At 60.4% G+C, this 19856-nt stretch carries 16 protein-coding genes; 5 read left to right on the top strand and 11 right to left on the bottom strand.

Annotation, left to right across the window (positions count from 1 at the left end; translation table 11 throughout):
- Genes nikC through ACQZ6F_RS02270 form a run of 3 tightly spaced genes read right to left on the bottom strand, consistent with a single transcriptional unit; the run spans window position 1 to window position 3508 of the window.
- The gene (nikC, locus tag ACQZ6F_RS02280) at window positions 1–903 is read right to left on the bottom strand and encodes a nickel transporter permease (protein ID WP_267548816.1); all 903 of its coding nucleotides are present in this window, start codon (window positions 901–903) and stop codon (window positions 1–3) included.
- Window positions 900–1913: an ABC transporter permease gene (locus ACQZ6F_RS02275; protein WP_449092475.1), complete on the bottom strand. Its 1014-nt coding sequence runs from the start codon at window positions 1911–1913 to the stop codon at window positions 900–902. Before ACQZ6F_RS02275 ends, nikC begins: the two co-directional genes overlap by 4 nt.
- The gene (locus tag ACQZ6F_RS02270) at window positions 1910–3508 is read right to left on the bottom strand and encodes an ABC transporter substrate-binding protein (RefSeq protein WP_449092474.1); all 1599 of its coding nucleotides are present in this window, start codon (window positions 3506–3508) and stop codon (window positions 1910–1912) included. The genes ACQZ6F_RS02275 and ACQZ6F_RS02270 overlap by 4 nt, the downstream gene beginning before the upstream one ends.
- Before the next feature lie 214 nt (window positions 3509–3722).
- On the opposite strand from ACQZ6F_RS02270, the gene ACQZ6F_RS02265 reads away from it, so the two are divergent.
- On the top strand, window positions 3723–4760 hold the full coding sequence (locus ACQZ6F_RS02265) for a dipeptidase (RefSeq protein WP_449092473.1): 1038 nt from the start codon (window positions 3723–3725) through the stop codon (window positions 4758–4760).
- 61 nt (window positions 4761–4821) lie between these two features.
- Here the strand turns inward: ACQZ6F_RS02265 and ACQZ6F_RS02260 are convergent, their stop codons facing one another.
- Window positions 4822–5817, bottom strand: coding sequence for a glycoside hydrolase family 5 protein (locus ACQZ6F_RS02260; RefSeq protein WP_449092472.1), 996 nt, complete (start codon window positions 5815–5817; stop codon window positions 4822–4824).
- A gap of 67 nt (window positions 5818–5884) precedes the next feature.
- A complete protein-coding gene (locus tag ACQZ6F_RS02255) occupies window positions 5885–7252 on the bottom strand; it encodes a cytochrome P450 (RefSeq protein ID WP_449092471.1) in 1368 nt (455 codons plus the stop codon).
- 106 nt (window positions 7253–7358) lie between these two features.
- On the opposite strand from ACQZ6F_RS02255, the gene ACQZ6F_RS02250 reads away from it, so the two are divergent.
- Window positions 7359–8036, top strand: a complete 678-nt coding sequence (locus tag ACQZ6F_RS02250) for a TetR/AcrR family transcriptional regulator (RefSeq protein WP_449092470.1) — start codon at window positions 7359–7361, stop codon at window positions 8034–8036.
- A gap of 16 nt (window positions 8037–8052) precedes the next feature.
- On the opposite strand, the gene ACQZ6F_RS02245 is transcribed toward ACQZ6F_RS02250, so the two are convergent.
- The 5 genes from ACQZ6F_RS02245 to ACQZ6F_RS02225 all read right to left on the bottom strand — a co-directional run bounded on the left by ACQZ6F_RS02245 (window position 8053) and on the right by ACQZ6F_RS02225 (window position 14075).
- Complete coding sequence (locus ACQZ6F_RS02245; protein ID WP_449092469.1) at window positions 8053–9441, bottom strand: LLM class flavin-dependent oxidoreductase; 1389 nt, start codon at window positions 9439–9441, stop codon at window positions 8053–8055.
- A gap of 34 nt (window positions 9442–9475) precedes the next feature.
- Window positions 9476–10453, bottom strand: a complete 978-nt coding sequence (locus tag ACQZ6F_RS02240) for an ABC transporter permease (RefSeq protein ID WP_449092468.1) — start codon at window positions 10451–10453, stop codon at window positions 9476–9478.
- Between the two features lie 2 nt (window positions 10454–10455).
- Window positions 10456–11475, bottom strand: coding sequence for an ABC transporter permease (locus ACQZ6F_RS02235; protein ID WP_449092467.1), 1020 nt, complete (start codon window positions 11473–11475; stop codon window positions 10456–10458).
- Window positions 11465–13009: a sugar ABC transporter ATP-binding protein gene (locus ACQZ6F_RS02230; protein ID WP_449092466.1), complete on the bottom strand. Its 1545-nt coding sequence runs from the start codon at window positions 13007–13009 to the stop codon at window positions 11465–11467. The genes ACQZ6F_RS02235 and ACQZ6F_RS02230 overlap by 11 nt, the downstream gene beginning before the upstream one ends.
- Window positions 13010–13070: 61 nt before the next feature.
- Window positions 13071–14075 carry a sugar ABC transporter substrate-binding protein gene (locus tag ACQZ6F_RS02225; RefSeq protein WP_068393026.1) on the bottom strand — a complete coding sequence of 335 codons (1005 nt, stop codon included), beginning with the start codon at window positions 14073–14075 and terminating at the stop codon, window positions 13071–13073.
- A 402-nt stretch (window positions 14076–14477) separates the two neighbouring features.
- Between ACQZ6F_RS02225 and ACQZ6F_RS02220 the strand changes: the two genes are divergently transcribed.
- From ACQZ6F_RS02220 to ACQZ6F_RS02210, 3 genes are all read left to right on the top strand, one after another.
- Window positions 14478–15524, top strand: a complete 1047-nt coding sequence (locus ACQZ6F_RS02220; protein ID WP_449092465.1) for a substrate-binding domain-containing protein — start codon at window positions 14478–14480, stop codon at window positions 15522–15524.
- 69 nt (window positions 15525–15593) lie between these two features.
- Window positions 15594–16799: an acyl-CoA dehydrogenase family protein gene (locus ACQZ6F_RS02215; RefSeq protein WP_449092464.1), complete on the top strand. Its 1206-nt coding sequence runs from the start codon at window positions 15594–15596 to the stop codon at window positions 16797–16799.
- Between the two features lie 181 nt (window positions 16800–16980).
- A complete protein-coding gene (locus ACQZ6F_RS02210) occupies window positions 16981–18468 on the top strand; it encodes a nucleobase:cation symporter-2 family protein (RefSeq protein WP_449092463.1) in 1488 nt (495 codons plus the stop codon).
- 112 nt (window positions 18469–18580) lie between these two features.
- Here ACQZ6F_RS02210 and ACQZ6F_RS02205 read toward each other — a convergent pair whose 3' ends face one another.
- Window positions 18581–19798 (bottom strand): SfnB family sulfur acquisition oxidoreductase, encoded by a 1218-nt coding sequence (locus tag ACQZ6F_RS02205; protein WP_449092462.1) that lies wholly within the window; start codon window positions 19796–19798, stop codon window positions 18581–18583.
- Window positions 19799–19856 lie beyond the last annotated feature (58 nt).

Raw genomic sequence — 19856 nt, 5'->3', positions numbered from 1 at the left:
TCAGTTCCCCTTCGGATCGAGCACGTCACGCAGCGCATCGCCCAAGAAATTGAAGGCGAGCGAAACGAGGAAGATGGCGACGCCGGGGATGGTTGCGACCCACCATTGCTCGAAGATGAAGCGCTTTGCGGTTGCGATCATCGCGCCCCATTCCGGCGAAGGCGGCTGTGCGCCCATGCCGAGGAAGCCGAGGCTGGCGGCCGTGATGATGATGGAGCTCATGTCGAGCGTGACGCGAACGATGAGGCTCGGCATGCACAATGGCGCGATGTGGCGCATGATGATGCGCCAGGAGGAGGCGCCTGTGAGACGATAGGCTGCGATGAAATCGGCGCCGCGTACGGTCAGGGTTTCGGCGCGCGCCAGCCGGGCATAGGGCGGCCAGGCTGTGAGTGCGATCGCGAGCACCGCGCTTTCGACGCCGGGCTTCAGGGCTGCCACGAAGGCAAGCGCCAGCACCAGCCGGGGGAAGGCGAGGAAGATGTCGGTCAAGCGCATCAGCGCCGTATCGACCACGCCACCGAAATAGCCGGCGATGCAGCCGATGGCGAGACCGATGGGGGCGACGAGCACGACCACGGCGATGACCATGCCGAGCGTGACGCGGCCGCCAAAGAGCAGGCGGGAATAGATGTCGCGCCCGAGTTCGTCGGTGCCGAGCCAATGGGCTGCGCTCGGCTTGGCAAGCCGGTTGGCCAAATCCTGTGCAGCCGGATCATGCGTGGCGAGCCACGGCGCGAAAAGCGCAAGCAGGATGAACAGTAGAATGATCGACAGGCCGATCATGCCGAGAGCATTACCCTTCAAGCCCAGCCAGATGCGATAACGATCGCCCCAGGCCGCCTGGCGTCGGGAGGTGGGGGACTCATCGAGTGCCCAGTTGCGGAAGGTTGCCAGCATCATCGCACCCTCGGGTCCAGCAGACGATAAAGGAGATCGGCGACGAGGTTGAGCCCCACATAGATGATGCCGATCAGGAGTGTGGTGCCGATGACCGGGTTCATGTCGCCGTTCATCAGCGAGGCGGTCAGATACTGGCCGATGCCGGGCCAGGAAAACACCGTTTCGGTGACGACGGCGCCCTCCAGCAGGCCGGCATAGGTCAACGCCAGCACGGTCACCAGTTGCACGGCGACGGTCGGGAAGGCGTGGCCCCAGATCACCCTGCTGAGCGACAGGCCCTTGGCGCGCGCGGTGATGACGAATTCGCCCTTCAGGGCGTCGATCATGAAGGCGCGTGTCATGCGGGCAATGTAGGCCATGCTGAAATAAGCGAGGATGCAGACCGGCTGCGCCATGTGGGCAAGCGCATCCCAGAAGGCATCGAGATCGCCGGCAAGCAGCGTGTCCACGGAGAGCAATCCGGTCACCGGAGTGATCATTCCGTCATAGATAATGTCCTGCCGCCCGGGCCCCGGCGCAATGCCGAGCGCCGAATAGAAGATCAGCAGCGAGATGAGGGACAGCATGAAAACCGGAATGGAATGGCCGGCAAGGCAAACGACGCGGATCGCCTGATCCGTGATGGTTCCCTGCCGCACGGCCGCCCAGACGCCAAGCGGAATGCCGATGATGGCGGCAAGAATGAGTGCCGCGGTCGCCAGTTCGAAAGTCGCGGGGAAGAAACGGGCGATATCCTGCGATACCGGGTTCTTCGTCAGCACCGACATGCCGAGATCGCCATGCAGGAGCTGGTTCAGATAATGCAGGAATTGCACCGGAAGGGGCTGGTCGAGACCCATTTCGGCCCGCACGCGGATGACGACCGCCTCCGGCGCATTATCGCCGACGGCAGCAATGACCGGATCGACCGGCATGACACGGCCGATCAGGAAGGTGACGACCGTCAGCCCGAGCAGCGTCAACACGATGCTGCTCAGGATGGCGGAGAAGGATTTGAGCCGTCGGGTCAAGCCTTGCTGGTCTCCTGATAGGAATTGGCTTCCGAAAGGGCGCCGAGCTGGAAGCCGGATACGGCCTTGCGGCAAGCCGCAGTCTTCACCGTCTGGAACATGAAGGCGAAGGGGCTGTTCTGCATGTGCTCGCGCTGCAGTTCCTCATAGCGGGCGATGCGCTTGGCCGGGTCCTTCTCGTCGCGGGCGGCTTCCGCCTTGGCGGCGAAATCGTCGTTCTTGTAGCGCGAACGCCACAGGAAAGGCTTGCTCTTGGCGTCGTCGGAATTGTCCTTGTTGATGGTGAAGACTTCGCCATTGGAATTCGGATCGAAATAGTCTGTGCCCCAGGCCGAAAGCGCCATTTCGTGCTGGCGACCGCGCATCTTCGTCAACACCTGCCGGTTTTCGGCCGACTGCAACTTCACGCGAATGCCGATCTCGGCAAGGTTTGCCTGGATGGCCTGGGCGAGGTCCGGATAAGGCTGGGCGGCGTAATGATCCATGGTCACGTCGAAGCCATCGGCAAGCCCGGCTTCGGCCATCAATGCCTTCGCCTTTGCCACATCCTTCTGGAACGGCGTATCGCTGATCGCTGCCGGGAAGCCTTCCGGCTCGAAGCTCTGGTGAACCTTGTGGGTCAGCGGCACGATGTTTTCCTGCATGCCCTTGTAGTCGAGCGCCCATTTGACGGCCTGCCAGACCTGCGGCTTTGCCAGGTTCGGCACACCCTGGTTGAGGGAGATGAGCACCAGCGAGGCAATGCTCTTGGTGACCAGCGTGAAATCGGCATCGTCATGGATGGTGCGCAGCTGTTCCGAAGTCAGGTCGCGGGCGATATCGGCATCGCCCTTCTTCAGCATCAGGAGCTGCGAGGCGGGATCGGTAACATGGCGCAGGATGACGCGCTTCAGATTGCCCTTATAAGGGCCATGTGGATTGAGCGTGAGCGCTACGGACTCGCTCGCCTTCCACGCCTGAAGCTGGAAACTGCCGGAGCCGGCGCTGTTCTTCTGCAGCCAGGCATTGCCCATGTCACCATTAGCTTCATTGGCGAGCACCGTCTTCTTTTCGACCACGGCGGCGATATTGGCCGAGAGGCAATAGAGCAGAAAGGCGATCGCAGTAGGCTTTTCGGTCGTAAGGGTCAGCGTTTCGGCATCGGTTGCAACGATCCGGCTTTCGACATTCTCTGTCGTGAAGCCGAACTGATTGATGATGAAGGCCGCGCCCTTGTTCATCTTGATCGCGCGCTGCAGCGAGAAGGCGACATCTTCTGCCGTCACCGGCGCGCCACTGGCGAAGCTTGCCTTGGCGAGCTTGAAGGTGAACACCTTGCTGTCCGCATCTGCCTGCCAGGATGCAGCCAACGCCGGATCGACCTTGGAGGGATCATCGGTGTTGGGATGGACCAGCTTTTGATACATGTTGCTGATCACCTCGCCGCCGACGGCTTCGAAGCTTTCATGCGGATCGAGGCTCGTCATGTTGTCGAGCTGCTGGGCTACGACAAGCACGTCTTTCGGCGTCGCGGCGAATGCTGTCTGTGCAAGATCGAGATAGGACAGGAACGGCAGCGTGCCGCTGCCGATGAGAAACTGACGTCTGGAAACCACGCGAAATCCCCTTTCACTCTTTTGACAACAGCTCTATGCCAAGCATGGCGGGACTTGGTACGGTTCTGTCGCTATCGTATTTTCGCTAGCTTCTCTAACAGCGCGTCTTGCGAGCGACTAATTCCGTTTTTCGCAGACCCTATGCGCGGTTTGCATTTGCCGAGGCAGGTAAGCTTGCCTAGGCAGGTATCGATAACAGTTTTTGGAATGGCACATGACCGAATCTTCGATAATCCCCGTCTTCGATGGCCATAATGATGTGTTGCTGCGGCTGCGCCGCGGCAGCTCGAATTCCGTGAACGCCTTTCTGCAGGGCGAGAGCGCGGGACATATCGATCTGCCGCGTGCTCGGAAGGGTGGCCTTGCGGGCGGGCTCTGCGCAGTGTTCATCCCGTCTCCGGATCAGCCCCGCACCGAGAACGACGATTTCCCAACACCTTCGCAGCCGGACGCGCTGAACGAGACGCTGGCGATGTTTCGCCTTCTTCTGGCAATCGAAGCTCAGTCCGATGGCGCCGTGAAGGTTTGCCGCTCTGCTGCTGACATTCGAAGCTCCATTGCAGACGGCCGGTTTGCCGCGGTGTTCCATATCGAAGGGGCAGAGGCGATCGCGGCGGATCTCGATGCGCTCTATGTCCTGCATCAAGCCGGCCTGCGCACGCTCGGTCCTGTATGGAGCCGACCGAACGTCTTTGCCTATGGCGTACCTTTCCGTTTCCGTTCGACACCGGATATCGGGCCTGGTCTCAGCGATGCCGGCAAGGATTTGATCCGCGCCTGCAACGAATTGCGGATCATGATCGACCTTTCACACATGAATGAGCAAGGCTTCTGGGATATTGCGAAGCTGTCGGATGCGCCGCTGGTTGCCTCGCATTCCAACGCACACGCGATTTCGCCCCACAGCCGCAACCTGACGGACAAGCAGCTCGATGCCATCCGCGACACGGGCGGTTTGGTCGGCATCAATTTCGGCGTGCTGTTCCTGCGCGACGACGGCACCAGAAATGCCGATACGCCCATTGAACTCCTCGTTCGCCACATCGCCTACATTGCCGAGCGCGTTGGTATCGAGCATGTGGCGCTCGGTTCGGATTTCGACGGCACGACCATCCCGCAGGCGCTTGGCGACGCTGCCGGCCTGCCGAAGCTGATCGACGCCCTGCGCGCCCATGGTTTTGACGATCAGGCCATCAGAAACATCGCCCATGAAAACTGGATCCGTGTCCTCGAACGCAGCTGGGGCGGCTGAGATCGGACTCTAACTCTTGGGACGCAAGGCGCGATGCGAAGGCAGCGCCTTGCGTCCCAATTCAGTTCTGCGGCTTTGACATCAGCGCCTGGTAGATCGGCTCGACCCATTTGTTTTTCGCGACATCGTAAGCGCCGAAGCTGCCTTCGAATTGCCAATAGCTCCAGGCGAAATGGTTGCTCTCGGCTGCCCGCGCGACACTTGCGGTCCATGCCGTTCGCGATGCGATGTCGCCTTTGTCGTAGGCGCCGAACTCACCGAGCAATATCGGGCGGTTATGGCTGTGGGACCACGCGGCGATCGTTGAAAAGTCGCGGGTGATCTGTTCGCGTTCGACAGGAGTGCCCCATGTGACGCCGATCAGCTTTTCACGGCTCGGATTCGTCCAGGTGGCACCTTGATGGGTGAAGGCGAAGGGATCGTAATAGTGGACCGTCACGATGATGTTGCGGTCGTCTTCCGGCAGCGACAGCTTGTCGAGCGAATGGAAGTTGTTGGAATTTGCCGGCCCGATCACCACGCTGCGATTTGGGTTGGTCTTGCGGATAACGGCTAAAGCGTCGCGCAGCAGCCCATTCCAGATATCCGGGGTTATCGCCTTGTTCGGCTCGTTCAGGATCTCGAAGAGAACTGTATCGGGCTCGTCCTTGTAGCGCGGCGCGATCTGGTTCCAGAAAGCGAGCAGCTTCGATCTGCAATTCTCGGCATCCTCTGCGCAGCCGCGATAGTCGTGCTCGTCGATGATGACCATCAGGCCCGCGCCAGTCGCCTCTTTCACCACATCATCAAGCGTTGCGAGCCATTGCGCATCGAGGCGGCCGGATTGATCCATATGCGAAAAGGCCTGCAGATTGACCCGGATGTTCTGAAAGCCGCTCTCATGCAGCATCTTGTAATAGGCGGGTTTGAAGCGAGCCTTCTCGGCATCGGTCCAGAGCGGATCGTAGCCGAGAATATTGACACCCCGGCCCAGCTTTATAGCCGCCTGATCTGAAGGCGCGGCTATGGCGGCGGTGACGGCAAGCAGCGAAAAGAGGGCAGACAGCAACAGGCGCATGCTCATCTCCATGATATGTGGAGCGAACCTCAACTTGCCTTGTGTCCGAAATAGGGTGTTTCGCCGCCTATCGTTCGACGAGATGGATCGGCAGGGGGTGCATCGGCCGCAACGTGACCTTCATGATTGGCTTGGGTGAGGGGTCGTTCGGGCCGGTGACGCGGAATCTCTGCAGCAGGACGGCAAGGATCGCCACGGCTTCCATCATGGCAAAGCCATTGCCGATGCAGACGCGCGGGCCGGCGCCGAAGGGCATGAAAGCGAAGCGGTGGCGGCTCTTGGCGGTCTCGGGTTCGAAACGCTCGGGGTCGAAGACCAGCGGATCCTCCCAGATGGCGGCGTGACGATGCACGGCATAGATCGGCACGTAAAGGATCGTGCCGGCCGGGATGGTATAGGCGCCGAGAGTGAAATCGCGAAGCGCGGCGCGCGAAATGATTGGCGCCGGCGGATATAGCCGCATGGCCTCGGAGAAGACCTGTCTTGCATAGGCGAGCTTGCCGACATGTTCGGAAAGGAGCGGGCCACCATCAGTTGCGGTGGCTATCTCCTCGAAGAGCCTCGCCTGATAGTCCGGATGGCGGGCTAGAAGATGGAGCGTCCACGCAAGGCCGAGCGCCGTCGTCTCATGTCCGGCGGTGATGAAGGTCATCAGATTGTCGATGATCTCTTCATCGGTCATCGTGCGGCCCGTTTCCGGATCGGCGGCGCCAAGCAGCATGGAAACGAGGTCGTGGCGCTCAATGCCGCTGCGCCGTCTTTCCGCGATTACCTTGGCAAGCGTCGCACGCAGGAAGATGACGGCCGCCTTTGCCTTTTCCTTGCCGGGATGCGGCATCCAGTCCGGCGCGCCAACCAGGCCCAGCGCAAACTTCCAGCCGGTCGGCTTGAGATAGTTGGTGATGTTGCGCTCGACCCGGTCGACATCGATGCCATCGCCACCCGACATCATCGTCTCGACGATAATATCGAAGGTGGTGCGCATCATTTCCTGGCAAAGGTCGAAGGTGCCGTCTTTGTGGGTGAGCCAGAGGTCGCGTCGGCGCTCCGCCGCTGCGATCATGGAAGGCTGGAGTTCCAGGAGCTTTTCGTGACGAAAGGCACCGGCCACGGATTGGCGCTGCCATTTCCAATGTGCGCCGTCCGAGGTGAGTATCCCGTCGCCAAGCGCCGGGCCGAGCAGGCGGCGGACATCCTCGCCCTTGCCGAGCGCATCGGAATTGCGGACGAGCGCCTGATAGATCAGCTCGGGATCGGCGAGATAGACCCGCAATTTCCCGCCCATTTGCGTGAAGACGATCGGTTCCCTGAAAATCTCGGGCGGCAGCGCATCCAGGGGATTGCGGATCAGCGAAAGAAGCACATGCGGCATCGAGCGTGGGGTCAGCGGAAATGTGCCCGGCGATAGATCGGCCGTGTTTACGCCTGCATTCATCCTTCGGCCTCCTTGTTCAGCGTCTCGAATGCCTGTAGATCGATATTAAGGCATTTACCTTAAAAAAGGTAAGGTGATTACCTTAGGCATTCAAGAGGAAAAAAGCGTGTCGGACAACAAAGGCAAGAGAACGGGCTCGGTAGCAAAGCCAGATACCCGCGAGCGGATCCTTGTTTCGACGCTGTCGCTCTTCAATCAGAAAGGCCCGGAATCGGTAACAACGGCCGAGATCGCCAAGGCCGTCCGTATCAATCAGGGCAATCTCTATTATCATTTCCGCACCAAGGAGTCGCTGGTGCTGGCCCTCTTCGCCCGTTTCGAGGCCGATGCGCTGACCGTTGTCACCGAAGCGGACGCGGTGCAGGGAGCGGACTCGAAGGCCTATGCCGGCTTTCTGCGCAAGTGGTTCGCGTTGGTCTGGACCTATCGCTTCCTGTTTCGCGATATTCCGGGCCTGTTGGCGACGGCCCCAGCGTTGCGAGAGCCGATCCTCGCAGTCAGTGCCGGCATGCGTCTTTCGGTCGATATCATCTTTCAGCGCATGGAAAGTTCCGGCTTGATCAGCGTCGCCGCTGATGACCGCAAACAGCTATTGACCAATATGTGGATCGTCTCGACCTATTGGGCCGTCTATCTCGGCCTGCAGGAAGGCGTTCACGATCTCGGCCCGCAGCATGTCCACTGGGGGCTGAGCCAGGTTGCGAGCCTCTTGCGTCCCTATTTGTCGCCGCAGGCGAGGGCCGATCTGCAAGATGTGCTTTCAGAGCCCTTTTCTGGGCTCTGAATATTGCTGGCCGGATTTAAGATGCTTGCGCTACGACATCGCGGAGATTGCGATAGCCGGTTGCCGGATGCGGCGCGACAAGCCTCGGTCCGCTGCCGCCGAGCTTTTCCCGCAGCGTTCCGGAGCGGTAGTCAGTCTTGTAGACGCCGCGCTTCTGCAGTTCGGGTACCAGAAGATCGACCGCATCCTCGAAGCTTTCGGGCGTCACCGCATAGGCCAGATTGAAGCCGTCGACATCGGTATCCTCGATCCATTCCTGCATCAGGTCGGCGACCGTTTGCGGCGAGCCGACGAAGACCGGGCCGAAGCCACCGATGCCAACCCAGTCGGCCATTTCGCGCACGGTCCATTCCTTGTTCGGATCGATCGTGGTGAAGGTCTCAACGGCGGACTGCACGGCGTTGGTATGGCGGTGGCGAAGCACCTCGTCGGGAGAGAACTGGCCGAAATCAATGCCGGTCCAGCCTGATATCAGCGTCTGTGCGCCTTCGAAGGAAGCGTATTGGCGGTATTCGTTGAACTTACGCTGCGCCTCGGCATCGGTCTCGCCGAGGATCACAGTCTGGAGGTTGAAGGCGAGAATTTCGCGCGGATTGCGTCCGACACGCTCGGCTGCCTCGCGAACATTGGCGACATAGCGCTTCAGAACCGGCTTCGAGGGAGCCGCCACGAAGATGCATTCCGCATGCGCGCCGGCGAAGTCCTTGCCGCGACTGGAAGCGCCTGCCTGATAAAGCACCGGTGTCCGCTGCGGCGATGGTTCGCTCAAATGAATGCCGGGAACGGTGAAATGCTTGCCCGAATGGCGGATAGGATGCACCTTCTCCGGGTGGGTGAAAATGCCTTTTTCCCGATCGCGAACGACCGCGTCATCCTCCCAGCTGCCTTCCCAGAGCTTGTAGCAGACTTCGAGATATTCCTCCGCCAGGCCGTAGCGGTCATCATGCTGCGTCTGCGCCGACTGGCCGATGTTCAAAGCGCCGCTGTTCAGATAGGACGTGACGATGTTCCAGCCGACGCGGCCCTTGGTCAGATGGTCGAGCGTCGAGATGCGCCGCGCGAAGGTGTAGGGATGCTCGAAGGAGAGCGAGGCGGTCAGCCCGAAGCCAAGATGCTCGGTCTCATAGGCCATGGTCGGGATAAGTTGCAGCGGATCATTGACCGGCACCTGCGCGGAATGGCGCAACGCCGCGTCGACACTGCCGTTCTGCACATCATAGACACCGAGCACGTCGGCGATGAACAGCCCGTCGAACTTGCCGCGCTCGAGCGTCTTTGCCAGATGGACCCAGTAGTCCATGTCCTTGTAGGTCCAGGACTTGTCGCGCGGGTGGCGCCACAGGCCGGGCGACTGGTGTCCGACGCAGTTCATGTCGAAGGCATTGAGCCTGATTTCGCGGGTCATGTTGTTATTCCTGCATGATATGGATCGGCCGCACTCAGGCGCCGACGGCTTTCTTGTTGACGAAGCTGAAGGCGAGCACTGCGAAGATCAGCAATCCTGTGCCGACCTGCTGCCAGTAGAAGTTCAGGCCGGTCAGCAGCAGGCCGTTCGCGACGATGCTCAAAAGCAGCACACCGAGCACCGTGCCGGCGACATTCGGCCGGCCGAGCGGCGAAAAGGTCGTACCGATGAAGGTGGCGCCGATGGCGTTGAGCATGAAGCCGTTGCCGGAGGAGGGGATGTAGACGGTCACCGTCGCCGTCAGGATCAGCCCGGCAAAGGCGGCGATTATGCCGGCGAGAATGAAGGTTGTAGCGACATGGGCTCTGAGCCCAATGCCTGAATAGCGCACCGTCCGCGGCTGGATACCGATCGCCAGAACCACGCGCCCGAAGCGCATCCTCGCAAACAGCAAGGCGGCACCGGCGATGATGACGCCTGCGATCAGAAGCGGCACGGGAATAGTGCCGAGCGTTCCATGGCCGATAAAACGAAATGCTTCGGGCACGCCTGACGGAGGCAGATAGACCGGATTGCCGCCATCGGTCAGCAGTTGCTGGATGCTGCGGCCGATGAACAGCGTTCCAAGCGTTGCCAGGAATGGCGATACGCCGATCCCGGAAATAAGCACGGCGTTGAACGCCCCGACCAGCGCTCCGGCGCCAAGGCCGGCCAGAGCAGCCAAAGACACAGGCACCCCAGCCAGAATGCTGGAAACGAAAGCAAAGCTCGCAAAGTCGACCGCCGTTCCCACAGAAAGATCGATACCACCAGCCGCAACCGCAAAGGTCATGGCAATCGAGACGATGGCGAGCAGCGTGAAGTTGTTGACGAGAATGCTCTGCAGGTTGCCGGGGCTGAGGAATGTCGGCGCCAATGCTGAAAACAGCGCGAAGACGGCGATCAGCGCGACTATGAGGCCATATCGGGCGATACCTGCAAGCGGTCGTCCTGAAGCAGCGGTAGCGGACATGGTCAGATCTCCCGTTTGCGCAGCAATGTCGTCGCCGAAACGACGATCAGGATCAGCAGGCCTTGAACGCCGCTGACCAGCGTGCTCGGCAGGTTCAAAAGCTGGAAGCCGTTGATGAGGAAGCCGACGAACAGGGTCGAAATCAGCGTTCCACCGATCGTCGGCACAAGGCGGCGCGAGAAGACCGAGCCGAGCAGGGCGGTTACGACGACGGGAAGCAGCATCTCGCCGGAACCGGTGGTGCTGCCGCTGAGATAGGACACCGACAGAATGCCGGCGACGCCACCGCAGAGACCGCTGGCGACGAATGCGCCGGCAACCAGCTTTTTCAGCGGCAAGCCGGCGGCGCGCGCAGCTTCGGGAAATTCGCCGACGGCGTAGAGCCTGAGGCCAAGCGGCGTATATTGCACGATGGCGGTGACGATGATCGTGAAGCCGATCAGCACATAGGCGAGGATCGGTATGCCGAAGCCATCCGAGGCCGAAAGCAGCCTCAGAAAATCGGTCGAGGCGGGAAGAACGGTATTCTGGGTCAGAACCAGCTCCAGTCCAGCGACGACATTCATCACAGCGAGCGTCGCCAGCAAGGGCACGATGCCCGCCAGCACAATCGCCAGCGCATTGACGGCACCGATTGCCAGTCCGGTGGCAAGTGCACCTGCGCCCGCGGCAAGATCATTGAAACCCAGTTGGATCAGTGTCGCATAGACGGCGGCGCTCAGGCCCATATTGGCCGCAAGTGAGAGGTCGATACCGCCGGTGACGACGTTGGAGCCGCCGGCGATGAGCACAATCGTCAATCCGATAGCGAGAACGCCTGAAATGGCCGACTGGCCGAGCACGTTGCCGATATTGCCGACCGTCAGGAAGTAGGGCGCCGTCAGCGCGAAGATCACGAGGATCGACAGGAAGGCGAGCAAGGAGCCGAAGCGCAGGGTTGCGGCCGCTAGCTTGCTGCCCGATGGCAGCGACCGCCCGGCCGGAGCCTCGGGCAGGGAGGCAAATTGGACATCAGCCGACATGGCGCAATCCTTCCACGGCGCTGGTCGATGCCGACAGCACTTCATCCGTTGTGGTCTGTGAGGAGATCAGCTCGCGCGTCAGGCGGCCTCGAAACAGCACGAGGATCCGGTCGGTAATGCCCACCAGCTCCGGTAGATCCGACGACAGTACGATCACGCCGGCGCCTCGCGCGGCGAGTTCGCCGATCAGGTTGTAGATTTCGACCTTGGAGCCGATATCAACACCGACTGTGGGTTCATCGAGCAGATAGATTTCCGACTTGCGGCTCAGCCATTTGGCGATCGCCACCTTCTGCTGGTTGCCGCCCGAGAGCGTGCGGACCAGGGCTTCGCGGCCGGATGTCTTGATCTGCAGGCGCTTGATCAACTCGTCGGTATCGTTGGCCTCGCGTTTGCGGTTGAGAAAGCCGAAGCGCGTATAGCGGGAAAGGCTCGATAGGGTGATATTCTCGCGCACGCTGAGATCGAGGCCGACGCCATGGCCGCGCCGATCCTCCGGCACCAGCGCCAGTTGATGGTTGACGGCTTCGACCGGGCTGCGCGGCTTCAGCGCCTGCGTCTCGATATCGATCTCTCCGCTTGTTGCTGCCTGCAATCCGAACAGCGTCCGCACCAGATCCTTCGCTCCGGAGCCGAGCAGCCCCGTGATGCCGAGGATCTCGCCGCGGCGGAGCGTGAAGCTGACATCGTGGAAGCGGTTGGCGGCGGAGAGATTGCGGACTTTGAGAATTTCAGCGCCGAATTCGACCTGCCGCTTCGGGAACATCTCCCCGATATCGCGCTCGACCATCAGGGTCGCGATTCCGTTGGCAGACGTCTCGCGCATCGGCAGTGAGGCGACATCGATACCATTGCGCAGTACGGTAACATCGTCACACAAGGCCTCGATTTCGTTGAGATAATGCGAGATATAGATGATGGTTACGCCTTCGCTGCGCAGGCGGCGGATCAGGCGAAAAAGGATGTCTGCCTCCTGCCGCACCAAAGCGGCGGTCGGCTCGTCGAAGACGAGGAGCTTCGGCTGGTGCAGCAGCGCCCGGGTGATCTGGACGATCTGCTGTTCCGCCGTCGAAAGCTCGCTGATCAATGCATTCCTTGGCAGGTCCACGCCGAAATAATTGGCAAGAATCTCGCTGGCGCGACGCTGCATCGCGCTGCGGTCGATGAAGGGTGTGCCGCCAAGGCGCAGCTCCCTACCAAGAAACAATGTCTCGCCCACGGTAAAGGTCGGAACCAGCAGCCGGTCCTGGTGAATGAAATGAATGCCGAGTTCTTCGCACAGATGCGGCGTCAGCCTGTCATAGTCTCGGCCTTCGATCTCGATGCGGCCCTCATCGGGCTTGTGCAGGCCGGCAAGAAGCTTGATCAGCGTCGATTTGCCGGCACCATTCTGCCCGACAAGCCCATGCACGGTGCCGCGCCGCACGGTCAGCGATGCACCGGCGAGCGCCTGCGCGCCGCCAAAACGCTTCACGACACGTTCGAAGCGGACGACGTGGTCCTGATTGTCTGCCGCAGGCGTGGTTACTGTCATTGGAAAAGGCCCTCGCATCAAGCGGGGCGACGCGGCTAACGCCGCATCGCCGGTTCACATGTCAGCCGATGCCAAGTTTCTTGACGATGTCGGCGACGTTGCTCTTGTTTGCGAGGAGAGCAGGTACGTAGGTCTCGCGCGGCAGGGTCTGTCCTGCGAGCAGCTTGGCGACGTTCCGGATCGCAGTGCGGCCGATTTCGGCCGGTTGCTGGGCCGCATCGGCGCCAGCAGGCGAGTTCGGATCGGCGACCAGCTGCAGCACTTCCGGGCTGCCGTCGACGCCATAGGTGCGGATTTCCGTGCGGCCAGCTGCGGCTAGTGCCTGCGTGGCGCCGAGCTGCGGAATATCCCAGGCCGACCAGATGGCCTTGATCGAACCCTTTTCCGGATACTTGTTGAGGATCGCGGTGATCTGGGTGAAGGCGTCCTGAACGGTGTTGGGAATGACATCCCGCAGTTCAGGTTGAATGATCTTCACCTTCGGGAAGTATTTGACGACATTCACAAGCTGATCGTAGCGGATCGCGCAGGGCGTGACGCCATAAAAGCCGTTGAAGGCGATGATATTGCCTTCGCCGCCAATATCGGAGACGAGCTGCAGCGCCAGATCCTTGCCGATGCCCCAGTTGTCGGATGTGGTGTTGTTGATCGAATTGGTGGAACCAACATCGACGGTCAGAACGGGAATGCCCGCATCCCGCGCCTTCTTCAGCCAGGGATCGATGACGCTCAAGGTGCCGAGGATCTGGACGATCGCATCCGGCCGCTGCGCAATCAGCGTCTGCAGCTGCGACACCAGCTTGCCGTCGTTGCGGCCGGCATCAACGGCGATCGGCGTGCCGCCCAGCTTCTTCACTTCGTCGATCTGGGCATTATAGGCCTGCAGATCGAAATAGTGGTCAGTGCCTGTCGCGCTGATGGCGATTCGCTTGCCTTTCAGGGACAAGGCGTCGTCGGCAGCCGCTGCCTTGCTCGAGATAAGCCCGGCGGTTGCCAGCGCTGCTCCGGCAGCGGTCAGTTTCAGAATATCCCGGCGCCCAAGGCCGGTCGTGTGTTCGTTGGTCATGAAAGCATCCTCTCCAGCAATCCATAAATTCCAATAGGATACAAAATAGATAGATTTTGACATTTACGGAGGAACGTTTTTCCAAAACCGGAGCGAACAGGGGAATTTCCGTGGGTTGCCTGCCCGAAGCGCAGGTCGGTGTTTCTAGCCGACGAATAGAGTAGGGGGCTGCGGTCAGTTATTTCCGACCGAGGAGCATCAGGCTATCGGTCACGTGACGCTCGCTTTGAAGGCAAGGCCTTGCCGCCAAGGCTTCCTCAAACGAACAAAGAATCTCCGAAGGCCGCCAAAATCGGATGATTTACTCTACTAAAAATATAGGGATTATATCTAATAATTGCACACGTCGCGGGGGTTCCGTCAGACGACGTTCCAGATTGATTGAACGCGAGGTTCGCTACTATGAAGTCCCTTCTACGGCTTGCCCTGTCAGCCGCCGCCATTCCGTTTCTCTTCACGCAGGCCGCGATTGCCGGCGGTGTGAATGGCGCTCCTGCTCCTTTCGACAAGGGCGGCGTGAAGGTCGCTTTGATCAGCTATATTTCGGCTGGCGACTTCTTCCAGGCCTATCAGGCGGGTGCCGAAGCCCAGGCCAAGGCGCTCGATATCGACCTGCGCGTCTTTCCAGGCCGTCAGGATGCCGCCGAGCAACGTGAGCAAATCCTGCAGGCGATCAACCTCGGCGTCTCCGGCATCGTCATCGATCACGGCCTTCCGGAATCCCTGAGTGACGTCGTCCAGCAGGCGCTGGACAAGGGCATCAAGGTCGTTGCCTTTGACGTCAATCTCAACAATCCGAAGATCCCGCAGGTCGAGCAGAGCGACCACGAGCTTGCCGATCTCGCCTTGAAGCAGGTCGTCAAGGACAACGGCACCAGCTTCAAGGCAGGCTATGTCTATGTTGCCGGCTTTGCGCCGCTCGACCGCCGCAACGAGGTCTGGGACACGTTCAAGAAGGCAAACGCCGGTGTTGTCGAAAAGGCCCGTTTCGGCAATGTCAGCGACACCACGGCAACTTCGACGGCCGACCAGGCAAAGGCGGCGCTGGCGGCAAATCCCGATATCAGCGTCGTCTTCGCCCCCTATGACGAATTTGCTCGTGGCGTGAAGCTCGCCGCCACTGACCTCGGCATTGCAAGCAAGCTGAAGATCTATTCGGCCGATGTCTCCACTGCCGATATCCAGGAGATCGTCGAGCCCGGCAGCCCGTGGGTTGCGACCGTCGCCACCAATCCTGCCGTTGTCGGCGCCGTCTCCATTCGTGCCGCTGCCCTGCAGATCGCCGGGCAGGACGTTCCGCATCAGATCAGCGTCAAGCCGACGCTGTTGACGCAGGAGGCGCTGCGTGCAGCCGGGGTCAAGACGATCGAGGAACTGGCGCAGAAGGTGCCGGCCTTCAGCACGAGCGATGCGGTGACCGCAAGCTGGATCCCGAACAAGCTTTTCTAGGTTGCCCGCCTCGAATTACCGGCGGGCTCATGTACCCGCCGGACCATGCCAAAGAACCGGAGTGATATCATGAGCCAGTCCAACGTCGTCTTTGCGGGCCATCGGAATGCCACGCGGGAGGACCTTTTCGCCAGCGCCGAGGAAATCTCGGCTGATCTTTCCAGGCGCGCTGCGGAACTCGACCGGGAGGGCCGGCCACCGCTTGGCGAAATCGTCAAGCTGAAGAATGCCGGATTGCTGAACGCGCTGCATGCGCCGGAGATCGGCGGCGGTGGTCTCGATTGGGTCGATGGCTTGCGGCTGACGCGTATCCTTGCTCGTGGCGAAAGCTCCATAGGCCAGCTTCTCGGCTATCACTATGTCAACAGCCAATACGTCTATTGGGGTTTCGATGAGGCGCGCGCCCAGGAACTCGGCAACAAGACGGTCGCCAACAACCTCTATTGGGGTGCTGCCGTCAATCCGCGCGATCCCGGCCTCGTGCTCTCACGCCGTGGTAACAGCTATGTTCTGAATGGCCGTAAATCCTTCTCCACGGCCGCGCATGTCTCCGACTACATCAACGCCAACGCGGCGCTTGACGACAAGATTGTCGGCTTTGCCGTCCCCACAAGCCGGGCAGGCTATAAGGCCAATGACGACTGGGACAATTTCGGCCAGCGCCTGTCCGACAGCGGCAGCGTCGAATTCCATGACTTCCCGGTCTACGAAGAGGATCTGGACAAGGTCGGAACGAGTGGCGGCGCAGCGCCCGTATTGGCAACATTCAATACGCCACTCATCCAGCTGGTTTTCGTCAATTTCTATCTCGGAACCGCTGAAGGCGCTTTGCGCGAAGCGGTTGATTATGTCCGCACGACCACGCGGCCTTGGGTGACCTCCGGTGTCGAGCGGGCAGCGGATGATCCCTATATTCTCGAGCGCGTCGGCGAGCTGACGGCTGCCTTGAAGGCGTCGGCGGCGCTTGCCGACAGCGCAGCCGCTATCGTTCAGGCCGGTCTTGCCAAGGGACACAGGGCGACCGCGCGCGAACGCGGCGAAGCTGCGGCCGAAGCCTATGCGGCGAAGGTGAACGCCACGCATGTTGCGCTCGACGTGACCAATCGCGTTTTCGAGCTCACCGGTGCGCGCTCGACGGCCGAGAAGTTTCGCTTCGATCGCTTCTGGCGTAATGTGCGGACACACACCCTGCACGACCCGGTGTTCTACAAGGCCAAGGAAGTCGGTGAATTCGTTCTCAACGACAAAATCCCCGAGGTCAGCCTCTACAGCTAACTGCCTTCGGCGCCGCCCATGCGGCCATCATATCTATCCTGCCGGCGCGCTATCGTAGGCCGGCAGGACAGGCCGGTTGCCAGCGCTTCCATAAGGTGTTTCGCATTTTTCTATAAAGTCATGCGGGGTTGAGCACCGTAACCTGTATTTCTCGTTCGGAGGAAATGAGAAACGCAAAGGTATGGAGGAGTTTACCTTGGCAGCAACCACAGAGGAAAATACCACGCATCTATCCCCTGAGGATGAAAAGCTCAGCCTCGGCGCCAATCTGGCCTATGGGCTTCAGCATGTTCTGACGATGTATGGCGGCATCGTCGCCGTTCCGTTGATCCTCGGACAGGCATCGGGTCTTTCGGCATCGGACATAGGCCTGTTGGTGACGGCTTCGTTGTTTGCTGGCGGCCTGGCAACCATCCTGCAGACGATCGGAGTGCCGTTCTTCGGCAGCCGTCTGCCTCTCGTGCAAGGCGTATCCTTTTCCGGCGTTGCAACGATGATCGCCATTACCGGGCATGGGGGTATTCAATCCGTCCTCGGCGCCGTTATCGCGGCTTCGTTCCTGGGACTGGCGATCACGCCGGTATTTTCGCGCATTACGCGCTTCTTCCCGCCGCTTGTCACCGGCATCGTCATTACGACGATTGGGCTCACGCTGATGCCGGTCGCGGCAAACTGGGCCATGGGCGGTAACAGGAGTGCCCCGGATTTCGGCAGTCAGGCCAATATCCAGCTCGCCGCCGCAACGCTCGTGATCGTATTGCTGCTGAGCAAGCTCGGCAGCGCGTCCATATCGCGGCTCTCGATCCTGCTTGCCATCATCATCGGCACCGGCATAGCCTATGTCTCGGGCCTGACTGACTTTTCGCAGGTAGCAAATGGGCCTTTCATCGCCCTGCCGAAAATCTTCCACTTTGGTTATCCGATCTTTGATGCGGCCGCGATCATCTCGATGTTCATCGTCATCATGGTGACGCTCGTCGAGACCTCAGCCGACATTCTTGCGGTCAGTGAAATCGTTGGTACCAAGGTTGACGCTAGGCGGCTTGGCGACGGTTTGCGCGCAGATATGCTGTCGAGCATCCTAGCGCCGGTCTTTGGCTCCTTCACGCAGAGCGCCTTTGCCCAGAATGTCGGGCTCGTGGCGGTGACCGGCATCAAGAGCCGCTATGTGGTGGCGACCGGCGGACTCTTTCTTGTTGCGCTCGGATTATTGCCGGTGATGGGCCGGATCGTGGCGGCGGTTCCCAGCTCCGTCCTCGGCGGCGCGGGGCTCGTCCTGTTCGGAACGGTTGCCGCGAGCGGAATCCGAACCCTCGCCAAGGTCGATTACGAGAACAACATGAATCTCATCATCGTCGCGACCTCGATCGGCTTCGGAATGATCCCGATCGCATCGCCGACCTTCTATGAACATTTTCCGGCCTGGGTCATCACGATTTTCCACTCCGGCATCAGCTCTGCGGCCTTGATGGCCATTACCCTGAACCTGCTGTTCAACCATCTGAAAATAGGTAACTCGGATCAGCAGTCGGTATTCGTTGCCGGAACCGAGCGTCTGATCCGGTATCAGGATATCGCGGTTCTCCATGACGGTGACTATTTCCTGAACGGCAGGCTCTTTGATGCCAGCGGCACCGAGGTTCCGCTGATCCCGGCCGAAGCCCATTAACGACCAGCAACCCGCGGCGGCGACTTGCGGGCGCTCTTACGCTCTCAAGCCGCCGTCTCTGGGCATTTGATGACTGGCTATCCCAATAAATGGGAAGACGCTTCCCCCTCGGTCAGAGCGCGCCATTCTTCGGGGGGATGACGTCGTTCAGATGATAGTTGCCAACGACGTGATATTTCCAGCGCACGGGATCATGAAGCGTATGGGTGCGGGCGTTGCGCCAGTGGCGGTCGAGGTTGAGGTCCAGCTTGACGGACGACGTCCCGGCCAGTTCGAACAGCGTATTCGTCGCTTCGATGGCGATTTCCGTCGTCAGCACCTTCGCCGCGGCGACCGCCAGCGTTGCTTCTATCACCCTCTTTTCTGTTGTTTCGACCTGGGCCGCATCCACCTTTCGGCCGGCGCGCTCGATGGTCGCGGTCGCGGCTTCCAGCCGGATTGCGATCTGTCCGATCTTGGCGATCGTCAGCGGGTCGTCCGATGCATGCTCCACGCCGCTGTCCATCCAGGGGCGCGACTTGGTTTTTACGAAATCCAGCGTTTCGGCAAAGGCGGCTCTGGCTATGCCAAGGTCTACACCGGCATGGATGATCTGCCCGACCGAGCCGATTGTCGTCGACCTTTCGAAACCCTTGTGGTGAAGGACGACATGGTCGGCGTTCACATAGACATTGTTGAGGACCGTGGTGCCGCTGCCGGTCGTGCGCTGGCCGAAGCCATCCCAATCGTCGATGATGTCGATGCCTTCGGTTCCCTTGGGAACGAAGGCCATGACCAGCTTGTCGCTTTCATCAAGGGCGAAGACGGTGACCCAATCGGCAAAGAGAACGCCCGTCGAATAGAATTTCCGTCCATTGATGCGGTAGCCGGGGCCGTCTCGGGTGATGCGGGTATTGTAGTGACCAACCGTTTTCGTGCCGCGTTCCGATAGCGCATTGCCGAAGCGGTCGCCGGCCAGGGCACGGCCGAAAAAGTAACGCTTCTGATCTTCCGAGCCATCAACGCGCAATGCTTCAAGGATGTAGAAATGGTTCTGCGGGATCTGGCCGATCGAGCCATCTGCTTGCGCCAGAATGGCGGTGATTTCCGCCAGCGTGGCATTCGAGACGTCCAGGCCGCCATATTCCTCGGGAACCGTGATCGCCAGCAATCCCGATTGCGCCAGAATATCCATCTCGGCGAAGGGAAGCTGCCTTTCGCTGTCGCGGTTGGAGGCCTCGGCGGCAAAATGCGCGGCAAGCTCGCGTGCCACAGCCAGCGCCTGCTGCTCCGTCTCCAGCAACGTGGCCTGCGGATGCGTCGAGTTGAGATGGTGCAATTGCGCGTTCATGGGCCGACTCCGATTTCATTCGGCGCCACGATGCAGCATTCAAAGGCGCGCTACGAGG

Source organism: Rhizobium sp. A22-96 (genome assembly GCF_053521805.1).
This window is presented reverse-complemented; position numbering and strand designations above follow the sequence as displayed.